Source organism: Vibrio sp. PSi01 (genome assembly GCF_054960695.1).
Map to the genome: position 1 here is coordinate 26,548 of NZ_JBHNYN010000017.1, position 24,392 is coordinate 50,939.

Sequence of the window (24,392 nt, forward strand, 5' to 3'; positions counted from 1 at the left end):
TACCCTCCAAACCAGTATATTGTTTTGAGTGGTTAAATATCTAATCACGGGTCATCATGTTCGAAAACGCTTTGAAGGAATACATCAACGCCCAAACATGATTCACGACCAGAACAAAGCAATTGATGAAAAGGATAGACATTGTATTGCAACCCAAATATCACCTTAGTTATCGATATGTCCTTGGCGTAGAGGTATTTGCATGACGAAACTAACGATCAATTCCACCTACGGGATCGCCATATTAAAAGACTTTCATTTGGTGCATGCCGATGACAATTATGCGCATATTTTCGGCTATAAATCCGCTCAAGAATTAATGTCAAGTATTGACTCTATACTTGATCTTATTGTCCCGGACCACCATCAAAGTGCAAAAGACAATTATTACCAACAAGTCGAAAGGCGCGCCAACCCTCGCGGGCGTACCTTTACTAACCGCGACCGTTTTGGGCGTGAGTTTACGGCCTTCACTATCGACCATGTCATAAAATGGAAAGGCGAACCCGCACTTCAAGTCACCTTGATTGATTTGTCTGTCCAAGAGCAAGCACTGAAGCAGTTAGAGCATAATAAACGTCAATATCAACGCTTAGTCCTGTCGTCATTGCAAGGCATTAGTGTGCATCGTAATTTCAAGCCCATTATGGTCAACCAGGCATGGGTGGACTTGATGAAAGCCCCTTCCATTGAATTCGTCTTAGAGAACGTCTATTTATTGGATTTGATATACGATGATCAAAAAGAAGAAGCCATAGCTCGCTATCAAAACTTAATTTCTAGCAGTCTCCCTGGCGCACATAATGTGATCAAAAATATCTGCTTTGATGGTAAAGAACGTTACTTTAGCATCTATGATAATGCCATTGAGTGGGATGGTGAGATGGCAGTCCAAGCCGTGATTGAAGACATTACCGACCGAGTTGAACTCGAAAAAGAACTGGCTTATAAAGCGTCACACGATTCACTGACCGGCCTTCTCAACCGAGACGCCATCTATCAATGGGTAGAAGCGCAAGCTCACCAACAAAATACACTGGTTTGTATGATGCTTGATGTCGATGACTTTAAATCCGTCAATGATCAACATGGCCACTTAACGGGTGATGCCATGCTCCGCAACATCGCCAACTTATGTAAACAAGTGGTATCAAACCATGGCGTGACGGGACGCTGGGGCGGTGAGGAATTTGTTATTTTCTTGTCCAATGTGCGTCTTTCTCAAGCCATTGAACTTGCTGAAGAGCTTCGCCAACGCTGTGAATCTTTTGTTTGCTCAACCGCAGAAGAGAACGTTCAACGTACCGTCAGTATCGGGGTCAGTGTGTGCCAAGAGGATATCTCACTTGCAGAGAAGCCCCAAAAAACAGGTCAGCTCCAAAAAACAGAGAAGCCCCAAAACGAAGATCAGGTCCAGAAATCCGATCAGGTTCAGAAAGCAAATCAGCTGATTAAGCACCTTGTTTCTCTCGCCGATAAATTTTTGTACCAAGCAAAATCGCAAGGGAAGAACAAAGTGGTCACCGCTCGTAATCTTGACTCATAGCGTTGTGCACAATAAAGCTTCATAAGCGGTGCTCTGAATGCAGTATCCTTCCGGTCAAATATGCAGAGTTTTCACGCCGTTTTTGCCGTTTCTCTTAATTTGATACATGGCCAAATCAGATTGCTGGTACACGTCATCAAAGTGATGCTCACCTTGATTAAAGAAGCACACACCAATACTCATGCCGATGGCGACGTCCGTCAGCATTCGATTGCTCTCAGGTACAGCCGTTTGCAACAACTCTTCACAAAAGTGCGTGACTTGATCGGGTTCCGCCTCAGGAAACAAAATGACAAACTCATCTCCGCCAATCCGCCCGATTTGCGCCGGTTCAGAGGATGGTTTAGCTAAATCAGAAGCTTGCGGCGAAGCGAAACCAGGAGCTTGCAGAGCTAAAACAGAAGCTAACGAAGCTGCATTTGAAGCTAGCGTGACCAAGCGCTGAGCAATAAAACTCAGCAACTGATCGCCCTTCTGGTGGCCTAAAGTGTCATTGACCGCTTTAAAGTTGTCGATATCAATAAAGATCATCGCCGCTCGAACTAACTTATCTGTGCTTTTCATTTCACGAAAACGTTGTTCGATAGCTTGTCTATTGAGTAGCCCCGTCAACCTATCGGTAGAGGCCAAGGCCGCCAATTGTTGTTCAAAGCGTTTTTCTTGCGTGATATCGATATGCGTACCCATAATCCTAAGCGGTACTCCATTGCTATCAAACTCGACCACACGACCTCTGTCGTACACATAGCTATCACTGCCATCTTTATGAGTCATTCGGTAAACAACTTCATATAAGTCACTGCTTCCTGACAGGTGATCTTCAAAAGCTTTCATGGCCTGCTGATAATCATCAGGGTGTAAGTTATTTTTCCAAGTTTCAAACGTCGCAGTCAGCTCATACGGTTGGTAGCCGAGCATTTTTCCCCAATCCATATTAAAGATAGTGAGCTTTCCTGACGGAACATGATGCTCCCATAGACACAACCCATTACTGTCGAGTGCGGCATTCAACTTTTCTTACAGGCGAGCATTGCTTCGCTTGAGCTCAGCATTCTCTTTTTCGAGTCCTGCAATTTTCTTTTCGAATTCGGCAATGATGTTCAAATCGGTTTGCATGATCTTGACAACAATTGTGGAAGTGGCATTTTAATATAAAGAAAAAAATCGCGGGTTTCTATGCCCTTAGTAACACATCTAATTTTAATGTCTTACTCTTTATTGGCCAGATCTCACGTTATCGAAGGTGCGACTTTCCAATACGGATGAATAACCTTAGTGCTTTCATTGGCATCGCTCACACTTATACTCATATCACTCTCATATCATACTCATACTCAAGCAGACTGAAGCACACCGATGCGCCCCTCTTAAACATTGATTGCAAATGTGTATAATTGTGTCAAAGTCATGCTGAGCAATATATCAACTATTTTTCTGTTTAAATAAGGTCCGCGGTGTTTTTTACTAAGAAGCAAAAACCAGAGATAAAACCTAGCCATTCCGACAATATCTACCAGTCCTTAAAAAAGCATGTTGCATGGATCGAGTTTACCCCTGAGGGCGTTATTCAAGATGCCAGTGCGCCCTTTTTAACGCTTGTCGGGTACTCATTAGATGAGATCAAAGGACAACACCACAAGATATTCTGCACTGATAGCTATGTCCGCTCTTCGCCTTATCAAAGCTTTTGGCGAGAGCTTGCCAATGGCATCTCAAAAGAAGGCACGTTCGAGAGAGTAAATAAGCAAGGTGACACGGTTGTTCTAGAAGCGACCTATTTACCGATCAAAGATTCAGATGGTCGTGTCACTGGCGTAGCAAAACTGGCTTCTGATATCACAGAGATCAACGACCAAAACAAAAAAAATGATGCGCTGTTCTCTGCCTTAGACAAGTCACAAGCGATTATTGAATTTGATCCTGAAGGAACAATACTGACCGCCAACTCAAACTTTTTAAATACGTTGGGTTACAGAGAAAACCAGGTGGTCGGTAAACATCATCGCATGTTCTGTTTTGAGGAGTTCTATAGTAATAACCCTCACTTCTGGCAAGAATTACAAAAGGGACAGCTAAAATCAGGCTTGTTTCAGCGTCGCAGTTCTAATGGATCCAGTATTTGGATTGAGGCCAGCTACAACCCCATCATGAATGAAGCAGGCAAGGTCGTGAAAATCGTCAAGCTTGCCAGTAACATAACGGATCGCATTGAACGCAGCCATGCGATCGCTGAAGCTTCAGAGGTGGCCTACTCAACCTCACTAGAAACCGCGCAAATAGCCCTTGAAGGCTCTAAGCTGCTTACCGATTCGGTCGAGGTTTCTTTAACGGTATCCCAAAAAGCGGCCAGTACCTCTCAAAAGGTGCATTCACTCAATGACAGCTCGAAAAGCATTCAAAACATTGTCGCTACGATTCAAGAGATCGCAGATAGAACAAATTTATTGGCACTCAACGCTGCTATCGAAGCCGCAAGAGCCGGTGAGTATGGAAGAGGCTTTGCCGTTGTCGCTGACGAAGTAAGACAACTCGCGTCCCGAACTTCAGACTCGACTAATGAGATAATCAAAGTTGTAGAAGAAAACCAGAAGCTCATCAACGAAGTGACCACCATGATGGCTGAAATGTCGTCCATTACGGAAGAAGGCAATGCCAAAATTACCCAAGTCTCGACCGTCATGGATGAGATCCATAAAGGTGCAGAGAATGTTTCGAGCACGGTGATGAATCTGTCTAATAGCCAACAGTAATCAACAAATTAGCGATAGAGCAATTTACGACGTGATAAGCCCGCAAGCAGGTCGCTCCGTGTTAACTCAGCGCGAGGTAAACACCATTGAGTATGCGATCGGTTAGTCGGCTGTTCGGTTAATGGGCTAATAGGTTAATAGGTCAGTCGGTTAATGACAGAGCTTAAGCTAAAACCTCAGCCTTGAATAACCATAAACTTTGGAACTGAAACCTTGTCATTAAAGGCAAAGAAAGGATCCGAACCGTGGTTGATACATCGAATAGAGTTGTGCATTTTATTGGATGTCTTACTTGTTGGATTTCTTACTTGTTGGATGTCTTATTTGTTGGGTGTGTTAGAAAATAGAAACTAAAAAAGCCCCGTAAACACAACGTTTACGGGGCTTTTCAGACTTTATAGGATTAAGTCAGGGGGATGATTACATCATGCCGCCCATACCACCCATACCGCCCATGCCGCCCATATCAGGCATTGCAGGAGCTGAATCTTGAGGCTTGTCAGTGATCATCGCTTCTGTTGTGATCATAAGACCAGCAACTGATGCTGCGAACTGAAGTGCAGAGCGAGTTACCTTAGTTGGATCTAGGATACCCATTGCAATCATGTCGCCGTATTCGCCAGTCGCCGCGTTGTAACCGTAGTTACCTTCGCCAGCACGAACGTTGTTAGCAACAACAGACTCTTCATCACCTGCGTTCTTCGTGATTTGACGGATAGGCGATTCCATTGCACGTAGTGCAACACGGATACCGACGTTTTGCTCTTCGTTGTCGCCTTCAAGGCCAGCAACTTTAGATGCAGCGCGGATAAGTGCAACACCACCACCAGCAACCACACCTTCTTCAACGGCAGCGCGAGTTGCGTGAAGTGCATCTTCAACGCGGTCTTTCTTCTCTTTCATCTCAACTTCAGTTGCAGCGCCCACTTTGATTACTGCAACACCGCCAGCTAGCTTAGCTACGCGCTCTTGAAGTTTCTCTTTGTCGTAGTCAGACGTTGCATCTTCGATTTGTTGACGGATTTGAGAAACACGACCTTGGATCATTGTTTCTTCGCCCGCGCCATCGATGATGGTTGAGTTTTCTTTAGTGATAGTTACACGCTTAGCTTGACCTAGGTCTTCTAGCGTTACTTTCTCTAGGTCTAGGCCGATCTCTTCAGAGATAACCGTACCGCCCGTTAGGATAGCGATATCTTGTAGCATAGACTTACGACGGTCACCGAAACCAGGCGCTTTAACAGCCGCTACTTTCACGATGCCACGCATGTTGTTCACAACAAGCGTTGCTAGCGCTTCGCCTTCTACATCTTCAGCGATGATAAGAAGTGGACGAGATGCTTTTGCTACTGCTTCTAGAGTCGGAAGAAGCTCACGAATGTTCGAAATTTTCTTGTCGATAAGAAGAATGAATGGGCTTTCTAGATCAACAGAACCCGCTTCTTGGTTGTTGATGAAGTAAGGAGATAGGTAACCGCGGTCGAACTGCATACCTTCAACTACGTCTAGCTCGTCTTGTAGAGCCTGACCTTCTTCAACAGTGATAACGCCATCACGGCCTACTTTTTCCATCGCTTCAGCAATGATGTTACCCACTGTAGCGTCAGAGTTTGCAGAGATAGTACCTACTTGCGCGATAGCTTTCGTATCTGCACATGGAACAGAAAGGTTCTTCAGTTCTTCTACAGCCGCGATAACCGCTTTGTCGATGCCGCGCTTAAGATCCATTGGGTTCATACCCGCAGCAACCGCTTTTAGGCCTTCAGCGATAATCGACTGAGCCAATACTGTTGCTGTTGTTGTTCCGTCGCCCGCCGCGTCATTCGCTTGCGAAGCTACTTCTTTCACCATTTGTGCGCCCATGTTTTGGAACTTGTCTTCAAGTTCGATTTCACGTGCAACTGAAACACCATCTTTAGTGATAGTCGGTGCGCCAAATGATTTGTCTAGAACAACGTTACGGCCTTTAGGACCTAGTGTTACTTTTACTGCGTCAGCCAGAACGTTTACACCTTCTAGCATTTTAATACGTGCGTCATTACCAAATTTAACGTCTTTAGCAGCCATCTTAATTTCCTTTCAAATTCTTTGTTTCGGGGCGTCTCAGCGTTATCGCGTCATTCTGAACAGTGAGGGACGAACGTGATTCAGAATCTACTCAAATCGCACTCTGTTTAGATTCCAGATAATTCGTTCCTCATTTCTGGAATGACGATATGAATCATCCAATACTGGCTCTGATAACTTTTACTGAGAGTTAAATGAAAAATAGATTACTCGACGATCGCCATGATGTCGTTTTCAGACATGATCAGAACTTCTTTGCCGTCGATTTTTTCAGTTTTCGTGCCGTAACCTTCAGCAAAGATAACGGTATCGCCAACTTTTACGTCCAACGGTTGCACTGAACCGTTTTCTAGAATGCGGCCTTTGCCAACAGCTAGAATGATACCGCGAGTCGATTTTTCTGCGGCAGAACCAGTTAGAACGATGCCACCAGCAGATTTAGATTCAACTTCTTGGCGCTCAACGATAACTCGGTCATGTAGAGGACGGATATTCATCGGTCTTATCTCCTGATAATTTCCATTTAAATTTTGATAGTTGCCACGATTAGCGTGGGTCAAACAATATGTTGGGGACAATGTGATGAATCCCAAGGGGGTAACGAAAAAATTGTGAGCTAAAGTGCAGATTCTCACCCCTCATCTTTCCCTGCTTTTCGTTTACTCGTATCCCGCATCTGTTTATCCTACGGTTTTAGTTTCAATCGGCGTTTTACATGCAAGATAAGCACGGGCTATTAACCGCCCCTATTGAGAGTACATTGCGTACCATGACCATACCGACCATATTCGGTATGGTGGCGATCTTGATGTTTAACCTCGTCGATACTTTCTTCATCTCATTGCTTGGCACCCAAGCCTTAGCAGCGGTGAGTTTTACCTTTCCAGTCACCTTTGCCATCAACTGCATCACCATGGGGATTGGTATTGGCTTATCGACATGTATCGGCCGGTTACTTGGCCAAGGCAGCGCACAAAATGCAGCACGCTTTACCTGTCATGGCTTATTGCTGGCTCTGCTTCTGGTCGGCTGCGCGTCTACGCTAGGTATTATCGCCTTAGAACCTATGTTTACCCTGTTAGGAGCAAAGCAAGAGTTGTTGCCGCTGATATCGGAATACATGTCGGTGTGGTATCTCGCGATCCCATTGTTGGTCATCCCGATGGCAGGCAACAGCGCGATTCGAGCGACCGGTGATACAAAAACGCCCGCCAAGATCATGCTACTGGCTGGCCTTATCAATGGCGTTTTAGATCCGCTACTCATCTTCGGGTATGGGCCTTTTCCTGAACTGGGGATTCAAGGCGCTGCGATTGCCAGTGGTTTCAGTTGGTTTGGTGCTTTGTGTGGCTCACTCTACGTATTGATGGTGCGAGAAAAACTGCTTGCGCCGCCTAAGCTGACAAACATCGTCAGTGACTGGCGACAAATCCTAAAAATAGGCACCCCAGCGGCTTTGTCTAACGCACTGAACCCACTTGCCGGCGCTATCATCATGATGATGTTGGCCAAGCAAGGGACTGAAGCGGTGGCAGCGTATGGCGCAGCCCAACGTATCGAGTCCATTCTTATCATTGTGTTGATGTCTCTTACTTCGGCTCTTACGCCTTTCATGGCGCAGAACTTTGGCGCAAACAACCCTCAGCGCAGTTTTAAGGCCCTATTTCTAAGCATGCGCTTTGCTCTACTATTCCAAGGGTTGGTCTTCTTAATGATGGTGCCACTGAGCATCCCTTTGGCCGCCCTGTTCTCTCAAGAAGAGTCGGTGCGAGGCATATTGTGGCATTACCTGCTAGTCGTGCCCTTTAGCTATGGGTTCCAAGGCATTGTGATGATGTTGATCAGCGGCATGAACGCCATGCATCAACCACTTAAAGCCTTCCAATGGAGCTTCATGCGTCTGTTTGTGTTTACCTTACCCTTTGCGTGGATAGGCAGCCAAATCGACGGCGTAGAAGGGCTGTTTATTGGTTTAGCACTCGGCAATGTTCTGGGTGGTATATCCGGGTATTGCTTTGCGCTTCGTGTTAGAGCTCAAGCCTATGCGGAATGCGAGTAACCGAAATACGAAAGGCTTTAAAGTAACAGCAGATCAAAGACTAGAAGACTAGAAGACTAGAAGACTAGAAGAAGGAATATGACATGGAAGACACCACTTACAAAATGCTCTACAACGCGCCAATTGGCAAAATGGTCATCATAAGCAATGGCGATGCAATCATTGAAATTGACCATCTCAATACCGAACCAGAGTTGACTGAAAACCCCGACTCGTTATGCCTTGAAACCGCTCGCCAACTGGACGAATACTTTGCCGGCCAACGCACCAGCTTTGACTTACCTTTAGAACCCAAAGGTACCGATTTCCAACGCAAAGCCTGGGTAGCCTTGACCAGTATCCCTTATGGCGAAACCATCAGCTACGGTGAACAAGCAAAAAGAATGGATAACCCGAAAGCCGTAAGAGCGGTTGGCGGTGCGAACGGTAAAAACCCGTTTAGCATTGTTGTCCCCTGCCATCGAGTGATTGGAGCGAACGGTACATTAACGGGCTACACCGGCGGCATGAACCGCAAAGAATGGTTGTTGAGCTTTGAGTTAAAAATGGTAAACAGCGAGCTGAAAATGATAAACAGCGAGCTAAAAATGGCAAACAACGAGTAATGGCAAACAAACAGGTAGCCGAATAAACCAAGATAGCTATTTAAGTGCGCTTAAAATCTTCGCGGCAGCCCTTTAAACCTTCGCAACAGCCCTTTAAATCTTAGCAACAGCCATAGCGGAACGTTGTTTTTTCGCCACCCATAGCCCACCAACGATAAGAACAAAAAACAAAATATGCAGCCATAATTTTGGTCCGACATCGGTGTTCAGTGCAGATAACGAACTGATAGACGGAAATTGTTTTGTCGTTACCAGTTTCACTACCCATTCATTGGCTGGCGTTGCAATCAGCGTGGTTATCCAACCCAACACGGCGATTTGGATGAGGTTGACGGAAAGCGATGAATTGAAGATAAAAATAAGATTCGAAAGAAAGGCATAGCACAATGAAACGCCAACATGCACAACCCACGACAATACCAGTGCACTCGTTGGATCGTATCCGCCTAACGTCACGTACGCAGCAGCGTGTCGAGATGTCAGGGTCGACATACCAAACAAAGGCTGAATCAAGATAAAAGCGATACTAGCCATCAAGCCGATAACAAGTGTCATGATAAGTGTCTTTTTATTCATATTTTTAACTTCCAGTAGAGAAATAGAACCACTTGAATAGAAAAACACACCAAGGTTTATCGCGTTTATCTTCATCAAATCAATCATATTAAGCCGTATTAAGCTGCATTAAACCAAAGTTTGATTAAAAACTTGAACGACCGTTCAATAATTGGCAAATTAGCACTAACAAAATGGATGTGCAAGGTTTTGTTCATTTGCTAAACAATGGGGGATGAATGGATTTCGCTTTGATGTTTATAAGAAGGTTCATGTTTATAAGCAGACTCATGCTTATGATCAGAATCAGACTCATCAAGGTCGGGGCCGGCCATCTTGGCCATGAAATAGAAGCAGGAAAAAGCTTGAGAACAAAGCTGCTTTTTCGACAAGAAGTTTCGATAAGTCGTTATTCTACAATCAAAAGTTCTAACGACGTTATCGAGGTTTTTAACAAGCCAGGGAGGCCCGTTATTTACTGCGATTGGTATAGCATTGGGTCAAAAAAATCACAAAAAAACGGCCACACTCGCGTGCAGCCGTTCTAGTATTCGATAAAAGTTAAAAAACTATTTATCTAAAACAGTCATTACTTAGCTACTGACTATTTAACGATCACGTCACCTGACATTTCTGCTGGGATATCAATACCAGACAGAGAAAGCATCGTTGGTGCTAAGTCAGACAGCTTACCGCCTTCTTTGAACTCAACGTCTTTGCTGCCTACATAGATAAGTGGTACTGGTAGGTTAGTGTGTGCCGTGTGGATGCCGCCCGTTTCTGGGTTTACCATCATTTCCGCGTTACCGTGGTCAGCAGTGATAAGCAGTTGGCCATCGGCTTCTTTGATTGCTTCAACGACTTTACCCAGGCATTCGTCTAGCGACTCTACCGCTTTAACCGCTGCATCGTAAACGCCAGTGTGGCCAACCATGTCACAGTTAGGGAAGTTACACACGATAGCGTCGTATTTGCCGCCTTTGATTGCTGCAACCAACTTTTCAGTAAGCTCTGGTGCGCTCATTTCTGGCTGTAGGTCGTACGTTGCTACTTTTGGAGAAGCAACAAGCTGACGCTCTTCGCCTTCAAACTCGTCTTCTTTACCGCCGTTGAAGAAGAACGTCACGTGCGCGTATTTCTCTGTTTCAGAGATACGCAGCTGCGTTTTGCCTTCTTTCGATAGCCATTCACCGTAAGTGTTCTCTAGAGAAGCCGGTGGGAATGCACAAAGCAGTGGAATGTCTGCTGCGTATTGAGTCAGCATCACAAAGTCGATTGCTGGGAATACGCTACGCTCAAAACCGTCGAAGTTAGGTACGAATGCACGTGTAATTTCACGCGCACGGTCAGCACGGTAGTTCATGAAGATAACCGCATCGCCATCAACGATAGCGGCAGACTCTTCGCCTTCCGCTTTGATTTCAGTCGCTTTCACGAACTCATCGTTTTCGTCACGAGCGTAAGCCGCTTCTAGGCCAGCAACCGCCGTGTCGAATGTGAACTCCGCTTTTGCTTGAGTCAGCAGGTCGTAAGATTCTTGAACGCGATCCCAGTTGTTATCACGGTCCATTGCGTAGTAACGACCAATAAGCGAAGCCACACGGCCTTTACCCAGTTTAGCGAACAACGCTTGGAAGCGAGCTAGTGTGTTTTCTGCGCTACGTGGCGGCGTATCACGACCGTCTAGGAATGCGTGTAGGTAGATTTTCTCTGCGCCACGTTCTGCTGCCATTTCAACCGCTGCGTAGATGTGATCTTCATGAGAGTGAACGCCACCTGGAGACATAAGGCCCATGATGTGAACCGCTTTCTCCGCTTTTACTGCTTTATCGATAGCATTCACGAGTGTTTCAGTTTGACCGAATTCACCGTCTGCGATTGATTTAGTAATACGCGTTAAATCTTGGTATACCACGCGACCCGCACCGATGTTGGTGTGACCCACTTCTGAGTTACCCATTTGACCATCTGGTAGGCCTACATCTAAGCCAGAAGCCGAGATTAGCGTGTTAGGTTGGTTAGCAATAAGACCGTCTAATACTGGCGTATTAGCGTTTGCGATAGCGTTGTCTTGGTTGTCTTCACGGTAACCGTAACCGTCAAGGATCACTAGAGCCATTGGCTTCTTAGCTGACATAGGACTGACCTCGTTCAATTCAAAATAAATCGGTATAAAAACAAATTAGCGTAATTTTACTACAGTTTACAGTCAAAACTGTAGTGGAAGATCAAGAAACGTTTCTAGCGAGCCGAACTGAGATGAAAAAAAGCATCATTTGATGAACAATGAAGAAGATCTGTGGTTTCGAGCGGATTTGACCTAAGCAATATTTGACCTAAGCAATCCTAAGCAATCCTAAGCAATAATGGGGGCATTTATGAGGGAGAACGTGCCACAGGTATTGCCAAATAATTGTTTAAGAGCTCATGCGATGAGTAAAATCGCACTAACTAACAGGCTTGGTTAAGGCGCGTACTAAGTGCCGTTACGTTAAATGCCCGTGACGCAATAACAAAAAAGGCCACCCACTGGCGACCTTCAGAACTCGTATACAACGGTGATGGTTAAATTCGAATATCGAGCTTATATCAGCTCATCTAACATATCAGCACTATATTGGGTGAGCGCTTTACCACTTTTAACTTTTTCAATGTAATCTGAATTAGCAATCAGTGGGCGACCAATTGCGATCAAATCGAAATCATTATTTTCGATATGTTTGGCAGCTTGCTCGGCTGAATAGCCACCTACAGCCATAAAATGACCGGTAAATTGCTTGCGCATGTATTCTGACACTTTGCCGCCTAAATGCTCATACACCACGCTGTCATCAAAAATCCCCGCGTGTACATACGCTAAGTTTCTGTCAGACAATTTCATCAGTAAGTAATCGAACACCGCTTTATCACGAGCATCAATTTCAATATGAGTGTAAGCCGCGGGTGACAAACGAATGGCGGTACGGTCCTGGCCAATGGCAGCGCAGATTGAATCGGTGATCTCTAGGGCAAAACGAGCCATGTTTTCTGGTGTTTGGCCGTACTCATCATCACGAAGGTTCGTGTTGAAGTGTAGGAATTGATCGATTAAATACCCATTAGCCGCGTGTATTTCAACCCCATCAAAACCCGCCTCAATCGCATTTTTAGCCGCTTTAGTGTAATCTGCGATTAATTGAGCGATCTCTTCCTTATTGGCCGCTTTTGGCACTTCATATTGTAAATCACGAGCTCGTGGTAAAGTCCCCTCAATTTGTAAGGCTGAAGGGGCATAAACCGTGCCTTCTCCAAAATAATGCGAATGAGCTTGGCGACCTAAGTGCCAAAGTTGAACGAAAATTTTACCCCCTTTATCATGCACTGCCGCGGTGACTTTTTTCCAACCGTCAATTTGAGCTTGAGTAAATAGCCCTGGCGTATTGGGAAAGCCTTGGCCATCAGCACGAATAATGGTGGCTTCACTAATAATTAAGCCCACATCCGCTCGGCGAGCATAATAGGCCACCATCTGATCCGTCGGGACTAGATCATCACTCGCCATGCAACGAGTTAAAGGTGCCATTGTAATTCGATTCGATAATGTTAGCGTATCGTTTAAGTAATAAGGTTGGAATAAAGTGTTGGGCATAGTCAATAATCCTAATGCAGCATCAATAAAAGTAGTGTGGCATCGGTACACTCTATTCACCATACGGGTAGATAGCGTTTAGAAAATCGTTATCTTCAAAGATAACTTCACTTTTCACCTAAATTCATCCACCGATGGTAGAGTGGGTAAAAATTCACACTCGTAAGAGTAATAAGGTGAGATATGGAAATCCATCACGCTGTCAAAGAAATGCTAAAAATTGTTGAAGCCCTTCAAAAGCAATATAGCAAAAAAAAATTTACGTTAGATGGAAGGTTAGTTGGTGATTTGGGGGAGATTCTAATCGAAAAAGACTATGACCTAGAACTGTACCCCGGCCTAGAAAAACATCATGACGGAAAAACACCTGATGGTCGAAAGGTGCAAATCAAGACCACCATGAAAAACTCTCTGACATTTCCAGTCGACCATACTCCAGAATACTACATAGGTATTAAGATTCTTCCCGATGGCAGTTACTACGAGGTATTCAATGGCCCCGGAAGTGTTGCTGGTAAAGCCGTCAAGAACAGAAAACCAACTAAGAATAGCCTTCATTCAATCACATTATCCGCTTTGGAAAAGCTCAGTAAAAGTGTGTCAACACAAGATCGAATCCAGAGAAAAACAAAACCCGAATACAAATAGCTGTGGATAACCAAGTCACTTTTCCCTCGGGTTTGTGTCGACCTCTTTGGATATAAACATCAGTGACTTCTCACCGACCGAATCGGGCGGTGCTTCTTATTTCGTTAACCAATGTTCGATAGTATCGAGTCTTACGCAGCTTCCATAAGTAGAAACGACCGTCCAGCCGCTTTTAATTCCAGAATGCCTTTGTCACGCAGGTTCAGGTTGCATTTAAGTCCCGATCTATGTCTGTAATTCCGCAAGATGGGTAATCCCATTTGCGAACGGATAAAGGCATTTCTTCCACTTTCTAACTCGCAATACACGTAACAATTTAAGGTGGGTAAACCATGAGGAATTAAAGGTTAATCTATCTTACCCCAATCTACGACTGTCGACGCTATGCACAAAAAAGTACGGTGCCGCTCGAGTAGATAAAAAGACAAGCCCCCCCCCCCTTATCACCACATAATGCCGCTATTAAACGGTTACGCTCTCCAAACCGTACGTACTGAATCCATTCAGTAGAGCATTGAATAATTCCACCCAACGATGTAAGTATTGACTAAATCATAGTTTTATAATGAACCTATTGCATAATTCATTCATTAGTGCAATGTTAGAGCATAGTTCAGTATCGGAGAATTATTAAGTGTATCAGCGACTTAAAGAACGTCATAGACGGGAGCGAGAATCCTACCCACAATCCCTTTCATTACGCGTCCATCGGGCTCTGAGCTGGCTTAATAAAGCGGAGCAATGTGAAGATTATGACTCTCAGTTTATATTCCTTTGGATAGCTTTCAACGCAGCTTACGCTCAGAACTTTGACTCTAGGCCTGATTTTAGTGAGCGCGGTCTGTATCAAGAGTTTGTGGCAAAAATAGAGCGCTTAGATACATCGAAGAAATTATCTGAAATCGTCTGGTCTCAATATTCTACGTCTATCAGGCTGATCTTAAACAATGAATTTATTTTACAAGCTTTTTGGAAATTTCAGTCTGGACAAATCACTGAAGAACAATGGAAGCAAGAACAATGGAATGCCAAAGCCGCAGCAAATAGTGCACTGGCGAGTGGAGATACAACTACGGTTTTGAGTATCGTTTTTTCAAGACTCTACACTCTGAGAAACCAAATACTTCACGGTGGTGCTACATACAACAGTCAAGCAAATCGTGAGCAACTGCGTGATTGCACCTCATTATTATCCAATATTGTGCCTACCATTATTGAACTGATGATGGATGGTAACAAAGAGTTATGGGGTGACGCGGTATATCCGTTAGTACAAGCATAAACCGTAAAAGAGCTCAGTATCTTGCCCAAATAATAGTGTGAAAAAGATCACAGCAATGAAATGAATGAGGAAAAGTGAGTACGCAGGCTTCCAAAGAGACACAACCTGTCCATACCTCGCTGTATATTTCGCACTATCAATCAAATTCTAGGTATAACGTCAATTTATGAAGAGCCATATCCTTGCCAATCGTTTAGCCGACATTACTGCGAGAGCATACGCTGGGCAGTCCTTAAGTATCAAGGATTTGGCTGAACAATATCAGGTAAGCACGAAAACAATACGCCGAGACTTTGACCGCTTATGCGCCATACTCGAACGTTGCCCAGAAACTGGACACTACCACCTGTCGATATCAGCTAGAAGCCAGTACAACGAACAAGATCTTGTTCGTTTGATTGATGATCTTGGGCTGAAAAAAGCGCTTCCCCTTAAAGCTGCTCAATTTCTTCGAAGTTTTATCAACGACTTGAGTCATGATTGCTATCACTTTCAGGAGCAACCTCTTGAAGCCGACTTTATTTCGTCGCTTCATAGCTCCTTTGAAGCTGCAATTAAAAACCGACGAAATGTTAGCTTCTTATACAAAGGTAAATCACGAACAGTTTCGCCATACCTCATGGTTTACAGCCATGGTAGTTGGTATTTAGCGGCAATATCAGAAGGAGTACTAAAAACTTTTTCACTTGCACGCATCAAGTTCGTTTGTGTTCAAAAAGAACATTTTGAGTATGACACGTCAGTCGTCGAGAAAATTAAAGAGCAAGACACTATTTGGTTTGGGCATTCTACCTTTAACGTCACCCTAGAAGTGTCTCGTAAAATTGCCTTTTATTTCGAACGTAAAGCCCTATTTCCTAGTCAAAAAATCATAGAAAAAAGGCCTGATGGTTCTCTTGTTATTGCAACTTCAGTATGGAGTTACAACCAAGTAGCCCCAGTCATTCAGTACTGGATACCTAATATCCGCGTCATATCTCCTTGTGAACTCAATACCTACATACGAAAAAATTTAACGTCTTGGATAGACCAAACAAACAACGAAACGGAAAGCGCTGTGTCATGAAAAACAAAACAAAAAACATACTCGTAGCCGCCTCCATGAGTGCAGGAAAAACCTCGCTGATTAATGCTCTTCTCGGGAAAGAGTTGTTACCAACAGGGAATGAAGCAACAACCGCTAAAGTCGCACGCATAACCGTAGGTTCAAAAACAAAACCAAGCGCAAGGGCTTATTCCCACTCAGGCTCCATCTTTGAGTCAACCCAAGCTCCTTGCGACGAACAAATAAAATTATGGAACAGTTCTGATGAAATCAGCGCTTTTGATGTGGTCATCCCACATTCAGGCAACAAACGTCACTCAATGTTAGCGGGACACACATTGATTGACACTCCCGGCGCCAACAACAGCAGGGACAATAAACACAAAGAGCAATTTATTAACGCGATCAAAGCTTACCCGAAAAGCCCGATTCTTTACGTCCTTAATGCAACCCAGCTGGGCACAACTGATGACGCTGAGATCATTCGCACCATTAGAGAAACCAACCCAAAACAACCCGTCATTTTTGCACTGAATAAAATGGATGCTTTAGACGAAGAAAAGGGAGAGACCGCTAAGCACTATGTTTCTTTGGCACACAAATATTTAGAAGGTCTTGGCTACAAAAAACCTAAGATCATACCACTCATGGCACAACCGGCTTTGATAGCAAAAAAATCGCTCAATCTCATCCAGCTAAGGCGTACAGAACGAAACATTCTCGCAGCTGAATTGGTACGTTTTCGAGAAAAACCCTTTCACTTTAATAGTGCAGCAACCGCACCGCAAATAATGAAGAAAAATGTGCGGAAAAGGCTCGTGAAAATTGCCAAAGGAAAAACCCCAGCGATGAGTAGAGAGGAGCTAAATGCATTCGTTGACTATACCGGCTTGAGTATAGTGAGTGCCCTCCTCATGGCTACGGCCTAGACGCTATCAGTTTAAAACTCTTTATCTCATATCAATACGAGACTTTACTATGAATCATATTATCATTACGCATAACCCATTTTTAGTTGAAACCGAATTCCTCATCGATGGTTCTACACCTTCTGAAAGCTCTAACATGACTGCCTACGCATCAAAACGTTTGCAGGTATGGGTAGAGTCCGTTTTTGATGACTTGGAGACGTTTTTTAATGGCAGTAAAGACTTCTTTATTGAGTTCACAGGCGTTGAATCTGATTTCAATGACATTAAAGAAGCGGCCGACAACGCGAGCCAAAAAGGCATGCATATTGAGCTTAAGTTTAATCCAATGGCTCCAGCAGAAGAGCGCCTAGAAAAAATCAAAACGCTAATGGGCCGGGTCGTTGAAGAGTCACCAAAATTCGCCGACTACCTAGCGAACAGCGACCAAAAAGCCAAGCAAGATTTCGAAGACGCATTGAACAATAACTTTGATGCATATGTGGTTGCCACTATGTCTTCTGGTAAATCTACTTTTATCAACGCGATGTTAGGACAAGATTTACTGCCCGCAGCTAACGAAGCAACCACCGCAACGATTGCCCACATTTTTGATGACAAATCGCAAGGTGGGGATTTTTATGGCGAACGTCACGACAATCACGGTAACCTCATTGAGCAACAAGAAGTCGTTGATTTATCGACAATGAAAGCATGGAACCTCGATACTGAAACAAAGACTATAACGTTGAAGGGCGATATACGTGCGATCAAGGAAAACAATAATGTTAACCTTGTGTTGACCGACACTCCAGGGCCGAATAACAGCCAAGATCCTGAACACCAACGCACGACATTAGGCTTTATTCAAGATTCAGCACGTAACCCCCTTATTATCTATGTATTGAACGCAACACAGTTGGGTACGAACGATGACAGTCAGTTGCTCAAACTGGTAGCTAACATCATGAGCAAGGGCGGTAAACAAAGTAAGGATCGTTTCTTGTTTGTTGTAAACAAGATGGACATGTTTGACCCTGAGCGTGGTGAAAATATTGAAGAAGCGCTAAATCGCGTGAAAAGCTATCTTGAAGAGAACGGCATTCACGACCCGAATATTTACCCCGTTTCAGCACGCATGGCCTACCTACTGCGCAAGCAAGGTGAATTAACCCGTGCAGAGCGTAACGACAAAACGAATATTGCCGACCTCTTGCTTGAAGAACCCAGCATGGCTTTACCGCAATACCTATCAGTAAACTCATCCATCATGTCCGCCATGCAAGATAAGGCGCAGAACGATGAGGCATTGCAAGATAAAACTTTATCGCGAGCCCTGTTGAACAGTGGTCTAACCGGCGTTGAAGCGGTTATCGATGAGTATATCAACAAGTACAGTTTCCCAATGCGACTAAACCGAGCTCATTTGGCAATGACTGCAGCTATCGAAAGAGGTCTGCAAGAAGCAGAGTTAACCAAACAATTGGAAATTGATGAGCAAGCGCTTTCTCAGCTTCAGTCAGAGATTCAAAGCCTAAAATCGCGACGAGATAAGGGTTTCAGCACGCAGGCATATAAAACACAGCTACAGCAAGAAGGCCGAGATTTACCAATCAAGGTGCATAACGAACTGAATGAGCTAGAGAGCAACGTTAAGACATTGCTCCGCAATATTGGAACAAAGTTTAGAGGCGAAAAAGCGGTAAGTGAAGCTGAGTCTCAAGTCAACATAGCCTCACAAGAGCTGAAATTTGAATTTAACCGGATCATCAACGAGTACGAACAATCATTTCAACACTCACAACACCTTATCAAACAAGAGTTACTTGAAGAATATCAAAACCATGTGGCAGCTCTGTTTCCGGATAGTCGAGAATTAGATCTGCCTGCTTTTCAAGCTCTCAAACACTCCATTGAATCTATTCCTTTCAATATAGAGGTAAGCCAAAGCGACATTCAAAAAAAATCCGTCGTGAGTGGATATAGAACCGTCTCGGATTCTAAATGGTATAACCCGTTTTCGTGGGGGCGCACTCGCGAAGTAAAAACTTATCGTCAAGAAGAGTTTGTCAATCTTCAAGAACTATGGAAAGCAAGAGGGAAAGTTGTTCGCGACCAATTTGAATCACTCAAGAATCAAGCCAAGCTCCATATCAAAGAAGACAAGGACAAGTTGATCGACAACTACCTTTCATTTTTGGATGGCGAATTCAACGCCAAGTTTGAAGTCGTTCTAAACGACCTAAGCCAAAAGGCTAACAACCAAGCTGAACGCGAGCAAGCCATAACTCAGGCGCAATCTGATATCGAAGAGATTCGATCCATCAAGCAAGAACTTGAAGCCATCTTACAGTTTTAAACAATTACGTGCCCATTGAAAGTATCAATGGGCCTTTAAGGGATTGATCCTATGGACAAAATAAAAAATTTTACTGCACCATCGCTAACCAGTGCAGAATTTAAATCCCAAATTATTGGCTTTATAAGAAACCCAGATTTTAAAGCCGAACTATTGCACCAGATACTGGCGGAGCTGCCCGAAGACAAACTGGCACTTTTTACATCTTACCGAACGGACATATCTACGGATCCGATAAGCCATGACCCGATGGAATGGGAGCGCAGCTCCTACTTCTTAAAACAAGTCCATATCGCGGAAAAAAACTTTTGCTTAGAAAGAATTAAGCACCTTATTGAGGTGAAAAGTTATCTAACAGAACGTAGGGTCGCTGGTTTTCTCTCACCAACGTCTAATCCGGCAGCAAGCCATAAGAACACGCCGAGCACAAAGGAAAACACTATGAACGCTGATTTTTCATCTGTAGACACTACGGGGTTTAGCCCATCCCACTCACTAAAAAACAGCGTCAATAATGACGATATTTCTTCCATCCGAAATGCTTTGTTTATGGAAATGAATGACGACCATTTATCCACTGCCGCACTGCGTAAGACCATTGCTTGGACGTTATCCGAACATCCAAAATTATTTGTGCCTTATGAAGAAAACGCCTACTCCCAAGGCATGGTTCACGACTCAGCTAAATGGGACCTCCACTACTATGGCATGCAAGAAGTATATGCTTCTTCCAATTTCTCTTTAGAGCGCATCCATCACATGGTCGCGGTACGTGATCACGTATTTACCCTCCCATCAAATCAAGCCTCTTCTGCGCCTATGCGAAGTGCTCCATCGAGAAGCACACCGCAACATCAAATGAAGCCAGAGATTGGTGGCAGGCAACACCATACAAATCCTAAACCTCAAAAGAGCGTTCTGAATTCAATGTTGATGATTGGAGGGGCGGTGGCTGCTATCGCCTTGGTCATTCTCGCCGTCATTGTGTAATGGAGTTTAAATGAATTTATCAAGCACCGAAATGGAAGACTTTCCTTTACTTCCCGCGCAACAAGAAGCATTGACCGCGCTCTCTACGGCTCATGCGTTAATTAACAAGAGTTATCTTGCTGAGCTCAAACACTACGATGTGCTTCAGGTTGAAAACCAACACAACGTGCAGCTTAACCGAGGCGGTGACGTGCGTATTTTCCGCGTTGAGCGCCTTGTACAGGAAAATAAACAATCGGTATTAGAAAGCACCACGGCAGCATACACTGCGTTGGGCGCAGCAGGATACACCGTGTTCCTTTTCTTAAAATCAGACGGCAAAGAAACCCTACTTTATATTGGTGCCCGTGGTGAACCGGGGAAAATGCTGGGGCAAAACTCGGGAGATTTATTACAAGAAACCTTTAAAGGACACTTCCCTGGCAGCAAACTTACCTCACTAAATGGGGCCGATGTAGGCGCACTATTAGATGGTATTGATGAAGATAGTTTAAGTAAAACAGTTACTGCAGTAAGCAGTGTTCCGGGGCTTTCGACACAAGACCAAACACACTTTATGCAAGGGCTGGAGCGCTTTATTGATGCAGCAGAAAACCGCACGTACGAGGGACTTATCCTCGCCGAGCCCGTCTCCATGCAAGCACTGAACACGGTTCGTACAGGCTATGAGCAGGTAGCCACTCAACTATCCTCACTATCGAGTCGACAATACAGCTATGGTATTCAGGACAGTGATGCCATCAACCTCAGCATTAGTGAGGGACTCAGCCACTCTCTGGGTGAAAGCTTGGGGCTGACAGAAACGACGGGCACTAGTGAAAGCACCACGACGTCGACATCTAAATCTAGCAATACGAGCACAAGTAAGACCACACCGAATAAAAAAGATAAAGTGATAGGTATGGGAGCAATGGCGATTGGTTCAACACTCGGCATGTTTGGAGGGCCTCTAGGGGCCATTATAGGTAGTCAAGCTGGTGGACAAATCGCAAGCTTATTTCAAACTACCGACACCAACGGCACCTCAACGTCCAACTCTGACAGCAAAAGCACCAGCCACTCGACGAATAAATCAAGAGCGACGAGCTCTACAACGACGAAAACCGACACACTAAGCACAACGAATACGAAAGGGGTAACCCAAACACAAGGTTCGACAAAGCAAGTCAGTTTTGAGACAACAGACAAAGGTATCTTGAATATGCTGGAGAAAGTTGATCATCACTTAAACCGCATTAACGAAGCCAAAAGCCATGGCGGTTGGCTTAGTACGGCTTATTTTGTCAGTGATAGTGCCGCCTCTAGTGAAGCGTTATCTAGCATTTTCTTAGGGCTGACCCGTGGAACTCAGTCGTCAATGGAAGACTTTGCATTGACGACTTGGTCAGGCCAAAAGGCGAATACAATCACTCAGTGGTTGGGAAAGCTGACGCACCCTCGACTCGAACCGAGTTTTAGTCGAAATGCACATATCCCCTATCTCACGCCTGCAACTCTGGTATCGAGTAAGGAGATGGCTCTTCAACTTAGTCTGCCTCGACGCTCTACGTCTACTGTAGTGGTACAGGAAACGGCAGCATTTGGGCGTAAAGTACAGATGCCTACCGCAGAAATCACTGAAGTTGATTCACGAACAATTTCGTTAGGTCATGTGCGTCACTTGTGGACTGACTTACCACAAACTGTAGAGTTAGACCTCGACCAATTGACAAGCCATACACTGATAACAGGTTCAACCGGCTCTGGCAAAAGTAATACGGTTTACACCATACTGGAGCAGGCAATACAACAAGATATTCCTTTTTTAGTGATTGAACCGGCGAAGGGAGAATACAAGCATGTTTTTGGAAATCGCCAAAATGTACGTGTTTTGGGGACAAACGACCGATTTACAGAGCTTTTGAAAATCAATCCGTTTTCCTTCCCTAAGCAAACCCATGTACTTGAACATGTAGATCGATTGATTGAAGTGTTTAACGTCTGTTGGCCGATGTATGCCGCCATGCCAGCTATTCTTAAAGACGCAGTACTGAGAAGTTATGAAGCTTGCGGGTGGGATTTACGCGATTCAACCTCAATCTACAGCTCACGGCTTTTCCCTACGTTTACCGACTTACTCATACAGCTCGAGGCAGTGATATCTCAATCGGCTTACTCAGACGAAATGAAGAGTAACTATACCGGCGCCTTGGTCACTCGTGTTCGCTCACTAGTCAACGGGCTGAACGGCCAAATCTTTGCTGCCGATGAAATCAGTAATGAAGATCTTTTTGACCAGAATGTGATCGTAGATCTGAGCCGAATTGGGTCTCAAGAAACCAAGTCCCTTTTGATGGGGCTTTTGGTGATAAAACTTGGTGAATTCCGAGCTGAACATATGCAAATGAATCAGCCTCTTAAGCACATTACTGTTTTGGAGGAGGCGCACCACATATTGAGAGCGACCCCATCTAGCAATGGAGCTGAAGGTGGCAGTGTTGCCGAAAAATCGGTAGAAATGCTGTCTAACGCTATTGCCGAAATGCGAACTTATGGCGAAGGGTTCATCATTGCCGATCAGTCACCATCTGCGGTACATATTTCAGCTATTCGCAATACCAACACTAAAATCCTGATGCGTTTGCCTGATGAAGTCGACCGCTTATTGGCAGGTAAGTCAGCAGGACTGACGGATGAGCAAGTCGAAGAAATCGCTCGTTTACCTCGAGGGGTCGCCGTTGTGTATCAAAATGAGTGGATCGAAGCTGTATTATGTAAAGTCAGTCGATTTTCAGGACAAGAAGAGCTCTACCGATATCAAGCATTGCCAACGAAAAGAATGCATGAAGTAGAGTTTCGCTTTAATTTAATCACTCACCTTTTGGGCGGGTATAATCAACTAAAGTTAGAGACCAATGAAGTACAACTTACTCAAGAACTCTTCCGAAGCAACTTTCCAACAGAAATGAAGATTAGGCTCAGACAATATTTGTATGCCGGTCTAAATGAGCTTCAATTCCGCGACTTTGCATTTCTAGTACCGTATATCTTGGATTGTAAACAACAATTAGAAAGTATTATTCACGAGGTTAAGAGTGTAGAGCAGATACATTACCATCTCAAAATATTGATATTGGAAAAGTTCAAGCATGCGTCTCAAGAGCAGGTCACTATGATCATCCAACCGCTACTTAGATCATTAATCCCTAATGGCGAAGAATACATAAAACTCTACTCAGAATGGATACAGTTTGCTAACAAGAGGGTCGCATAACAATGGATTTATTAGCGATAAAAGAAGTTGCAACCAAAATGCCACCAGAGCTCCAACCCGAGCTTCTAAAAGCGCTTGAGAGTATCGATGAAAAAAATATCGACTTAAATGAACTTGATCGCCCGATTTTAGAACAAACGGCTCTAAAGCCCGATCCTGAGGTTTTAGAGAGCGAAGCCCGACCTTTAACTCAGGAAGAAAAAGATGACTATAGAGAAAAGTTAGGTTGCTCACCCAGCTTACTGGAAAGCGCAACAATAAGTGAAGATGGAAAAGTTCGCCTAAAAACCATTAATGAAGGTAAAGAAGGCCAAATAGGTGAAGATGGCGTTGAGTATGTCCGTAAAACGTTTGAAATCAATGGCATTGAAGTTGAGGGGGTTTTCCCGCAATTCGAGAGTGCCATAGATGTGCAACTTCCTAACGAAATGACTCAAGCGACGGATTCAGAACAAGCGAAACATGGAAACCAACAACTAAAAGAAAAGATACAAAGCGACCCTGAATTCTCAAAACAATTTAACGAGGAACAACGGGAGCAAATTGAAAATAATGATACCCCCGATGGCTATACATGGCATCACAATGAAGAGTCAGGAAAAATGCAACTGATTAGCACGGAAGACCACCAAAACAATCGACACACTGGTGGAAAAGCCATTTGGGGTGGTGGTAGAGAAAACCGTTGATTTTGAGG

The 24,392-nt window shown here is 44.3% G+C and carries 17 protein-coding genes and 1 pseudogene; 12 read left to right on the forward strand and 6 right to left on the reverse strand.

Going from position 1 to position 24,392, the window contains the following annotated elements:
* Nucleotides 1-202: 202 nt before the first annotated feature.
* Complete coding sequence (locus ACFI6G_RS18230) at nucleotides 203-1,546, forward strand: sensor domain-containing diguanylate cyclase (protein ID WP_462710387.1); 1,344 nt, start codon at nucleotides 203-205, stop codon at nucleotides 1,544-1,546.
* Nucleotides 1,547-1,600: 54 nt separating this feature from the next.
* Here ACFI6G_RS18230 and ACFI6G_RS18235 read toward each other — a convergent pair.
* Nucleotides 1,601-2,662: pseudogene (locus tag ACFI6G_RS18235) on the reverse strand (sensor domain-containing diguanylate cyclase).
* Nucleotides 2,663-3,000: 338 nt separating this feature from the next.
* Here ACFI6G_RS18235 and ACFI6G_RS18240 point away from each other — a divergent pair.
* Entirely contained in the window at nucleotides 3,001-4,296 is a 1,296-nt protein-coding gene (locus tag ACFI6G_RS18240) for a methyl-accepting chemotaxis protein (RefSeq protein WP_016795236.1), read from the forward strand.
* A 420-nt stretch (nucleotides 4,297-4,716) separates the two neighbouring features.
* Here the strand turns inward: ACFI6G_RS18240 and groL are convergent, their stop codons facing one another.
* Both groL and ACFI6G_RS18250 read right to left on the reverse strand, forming a co-directional pair.
* Complete coding sequence (groL, locus tag ACFI6G_RS18245) at nucleotides 4,717-6,363, reverse strand: chaperonin GroEL (RefSeq protein WP_010433999.1); 1,647 nt, start codon at nucleotides 6,361-6,363, stop codon at nucleotides 4,717-4,719.
* A gap of 206 nt (nucleotides 6,364-6,569) precedes the next feature.
* Entirely contained in the window at nucleotides 6,570-6,860 is a 291-nt protein-coding gene (locus ACFI6G_RS18250; RefSeq protein WP_010433998.1) for a co-chaperone GroES, read from the reverse strand.
* Between the two features lie 218 nt (nucleotides 6,861-7,078).
* Between ACFI6G_RS18250 and ACFI6G_RS18255 the strand changes: the two genes are divergently transcribed.
* On the forward strand, nucleotides 7,079-8,422 hold the full coding sequence (locus tag ACFI6G_RS18255; protein ID WP_016790146.1) for an MATE family efflux transporter: 1,344 nt from the start codon (nucleotides 7,079-7,081) through the stop codon (nucleotides 8,420-8,422).
* An 83-nt stretch (nucleotides 8,423-8,505) separates the two neighbouring features.
* On the forward strand, nucleotides 8,506-9,027 hold the full coding sequence (locus ACFI6G_RS18260) for a methylated-DNA--[protein]-cysteine S-methyltransferase (RefSeq protein ID WP_462710388.1): 522 nt from the start codon (nucleotides 8,506-8,508) through the stop codon (nucleotides 9,025-9,027).
* Nucleotides 9,028-9,120: 93 nt separating this feature from the next.
* Here ACFI6G_RS18260 and ACFI6G_RS18265 read toward each other — a convergent pair whose 3' ends face one another.
* The 3 genes from ACFI6G_RS18265 to ACFI6G_RS18275 all read right to left on the reverse strand — a co-directional run bounded on the left by ACFI6G_RS18265 (nucleotide 9,121) and on the right by ACFI6G_RS18275 (nucleotide 13,210).
* Nucleotides 9,121-9,690 (reverse strand): hypothetical protein, encoded by a 570-nt coding sequence (locus tag ACFI6G_RS18265; protein WP_016790148.1) that lies wholly within the window; start codon nucleotides 9,688-9,690, stop codon nucleotides 9,121-9,123.
* A gap of 496 nt (nucleotides 9,691-10,186) precedes the next feature.
* The gene (gene gpmM, locus ACFI6G_RS18270) at nucleotides 10,187-11,719 is read right to left on the reverse strand and encodes a 2,3-bisphosphoglycerate-independent phosphoglycerate mutase (RefSeq protein WP_016787290.1); all 1,533 of its coding nucleotides are present in this window, start codon (nucleotides 11,717-11,719) and stop codon (nucleotides 10,187-10,189) included.
* A gap of 447 nt (nucleotides 11,720-12,166) precedes the next feature.
* Nucleotides 12,167-13,210 carry an alkene reductase gene (locus ACFI6G_RS18275; protein WP_462710389.1) on the reverse strand — a complete coding sequence of 348 codons (1,044 nt, stop codon included), beginning with the start codon at nucleotides 13,208-13,210 and terminating at the stop codon, nucleotides 12,167-12,169.
* A gap of 183 nt (nucleotides 13,211-13,393) precedes the next feature.
* On the opposite strand from ACFI6G_RS18275, the gene ACFI6G_RS18280 reads away from it, so the two are divergent.
* The 8 genes from ACFI6G_RS18280 (at nucleotide 13,394) to ACFI6G_RS18315 (ending at nucleotide 24,384) form a co-directional block, all read left to right on the forward strand.
* Complete coding sequence (locus ACFI6G_RS18280; protein WP_462710390.1) at nucleotides 13,394-13,858, forward strand: DUF6998 domain-containing protein; 465 nt, start codon at nucleotides 13,394-13,396, stop codon at nucleotides 13,856-13,858.
* Between the two features lie 634 nt (nucleotides 13,859-14,492).
* Complete coding sequence (locus ACFI6G_RS18285; RefSeq protein WP_462710391.1) at nucleotides 14,493-15,140, forward strand: hypothetical protein; 648 nt, start codon at nucleotides 14,493-14,495, stop codon at nucleotides 15,138-15,140.
* A gap of 166 nt (nucleotides 15,141-15,306) precedes the next feature.
* Nucleotides 15,307-16,206, forward strand: a complete 900-nt coding sequence (locus ACFI6G_RS18290) for a helix-turn-helix transcriptional regulator (RefSeq protein ID WP_462710392.1) — start codon at nucleotides 15,307-15,309, stop codon at nucleotides 16,204-16,206.
* The gene (locus tag ACFI6G_RS18295) at nucleotides 16,203-17,114 is read left to right on the forward strand and encodes a dynamin family protein (RefSeq protein ID WP_462710393.1); all 912 of its coding nucleotides are present in this window, start codon (nucleotides 16,203-16,205) and stop codon (nucleotides 17,112-17,114) included. Before ACFI6G_RS18290 ends, ACFI6G_RS18295 begins: the two co-directional genes overlap by 4 nt.
* A gap of 49 nt (nucleotides 17,115-17,163) precedes the next feature.
* On the forward strand, nucleotides 17,164-19,452 hold the full coding sequence (locus tag ACFI6G_RS18300; RefSeq protein WP_462710394.1) for a dynamin family protein: 2,289 nt from the start codon (nucleotides 17,164-17,166) through the stop codon (nucleotides 19,450-19,452).
* Between the two features lie 51 nt (nucleotides 19,453-19,503).
* Entirely contained in the window at nucleotides 19,504-20,442 is a 939-nt protein-coding gene (locus ACFI6G_RS18305; protein ID WP_462710395.1) for a hypothetical protein, read from the forward strand.
* A 10-nt stretch (nucleotides 20,443-20,452) separates the two neighbouring features.
* Nucleotides 20,453-23,695: an ATP-binding protein gene (locus ACFI6G_RS18310; protein WP_462710396.1), complete on the forward strand. Its 3,243-nt coding sequence runs from the start codon at nucleotides 20,453-20,455 to the stop codon at nucleotides 23,693-23,695.
* A 2-nt stretch (nucleotides 23,696-23,697) separates the two neighbouring features.
* Entirely contained in the window at nucleotides 23,698-24,384 is a 687-nt protein-coding gene (locus ACFI6G_RS18315; RefSeq protein ID WP_462710397.1) for an HNH endonuclease, read from the forward strand.
* Nucleotides 24,385-24,392: the final 8 nt, after the last annotated feature.

What these genes read in the sequence shown, in the direction of transcription:
- ACFI6G_RS18230 (WP_462710387.1), top strand. Translation starts at nt 203, where the DNA reads ATGACGAAACTAACGATCAATTCCACCTACGGGATCGCCATATTAAAA.
- groL (WP_010433999.1), bottom strand. Translation starts at nt 6,363, where the DNA reads ATGGCTGCTAAAGACGTTAAATTTGGTAATGACGCACGTATTAAAATG.
- ACFI6G_RS18250 (WP_010433998.1), bottom strand. Translation starts at nt 6,860, where the DNA reads ATGAATATCCGTCCTCTACATGACCGAGTTATCGTTGAGCGCCAAGAA.
- ACFI6G_RS18255 (WP_016790146.1), top strand. Translation starts at nt 7,079, where the DNA reads ATGCAAGATAAGCACGGGCTATTAACCGCCCCTATTGAGAGTACATTG.
- ACFI6G_RS18260 (WP_462710388.1), top strand. Translation starts at nt 8,506, where the DNA reads ATGGAAGACACCACTTACAAAATGCTCTACAACGCGCCAATTGGCAAA.
- ACFI6G_RS18265 (WP_016790148.1), bottom strand. Translation starts at nt 9,690, where the DNA reads ATGATTGATTTGATGAAGATAAACGCGATAAACCTTGGTGTGTTTTTC.
- gpmM (WP_016787290.1), bottom strand. Translation starts at nt 11,719, where the DNA reads ATGTCAGCTAAGAAGCCAATGGCTCTAGTGATCCTTGACGGTTACGGT.
- ACFI6G_RS18275 (WP_462710389.1), bottom strand. Translation starts at nt 13,210, where the DNA reads ATGCCCAACACTTTATTCCAACCTTATTACTTAAACGATACGCTAACA.
- ACFI6G_RS18280 (WP_462710390.1), top strand. Translation starts at nt 13,394, where the DNA reads ATGGAAATCCATCACGCTGTCAAAGAAATGCTAAAAATTGTTGAAGCC.
- ACFI6G_RS18290 (WP_462710392.1), top strand. Translation starts at nt 15,307, where the DNA reads ATGAAGAGCCATATCCTTGCCAATCGTTTAGCCGACATTACTGCGAGA.
- ACFI6G_RS18295 (WP_462710393.1), top strand. Translation starts at nt 16,203, where the DNA reads ATGAAAAACAAAACAAAAAACATACTCGTAGCCGCCTCCATGAGTGCA.
- ACFI6G_RS18300 (WP_462710394.1), top strand. Translation starts at nt 17,164, where the DNA reads ATGAATCATATTATCATTACGCATAACCCATTTTTAGTTGAAACCGAA.
- ACFI6G_RS18305 (WP_462710395.1), top strand. Translation starts at nt 19,504, where the DNA reads ATGGACAAAATAAAAAATTTTACTGCACCATCGCTAACCAGTGCAGAA.
- ACFI6G_RS18310 (WP_462710396.1), top strand. Translation starts at nt 20,453, where the DNA reads ATGAATTTATCAAGCACCGAAATGGAAGACTTTCCTTTACTTCCCGCG.
- ACFI6G_RS18315 (WP_462710397.1), top strand. Translation starts at nt 23,698, where the DNA reads ATGGATTTATTAGCGATAAAAGAAGTTGCAACCAAAATGCCACCAGAG.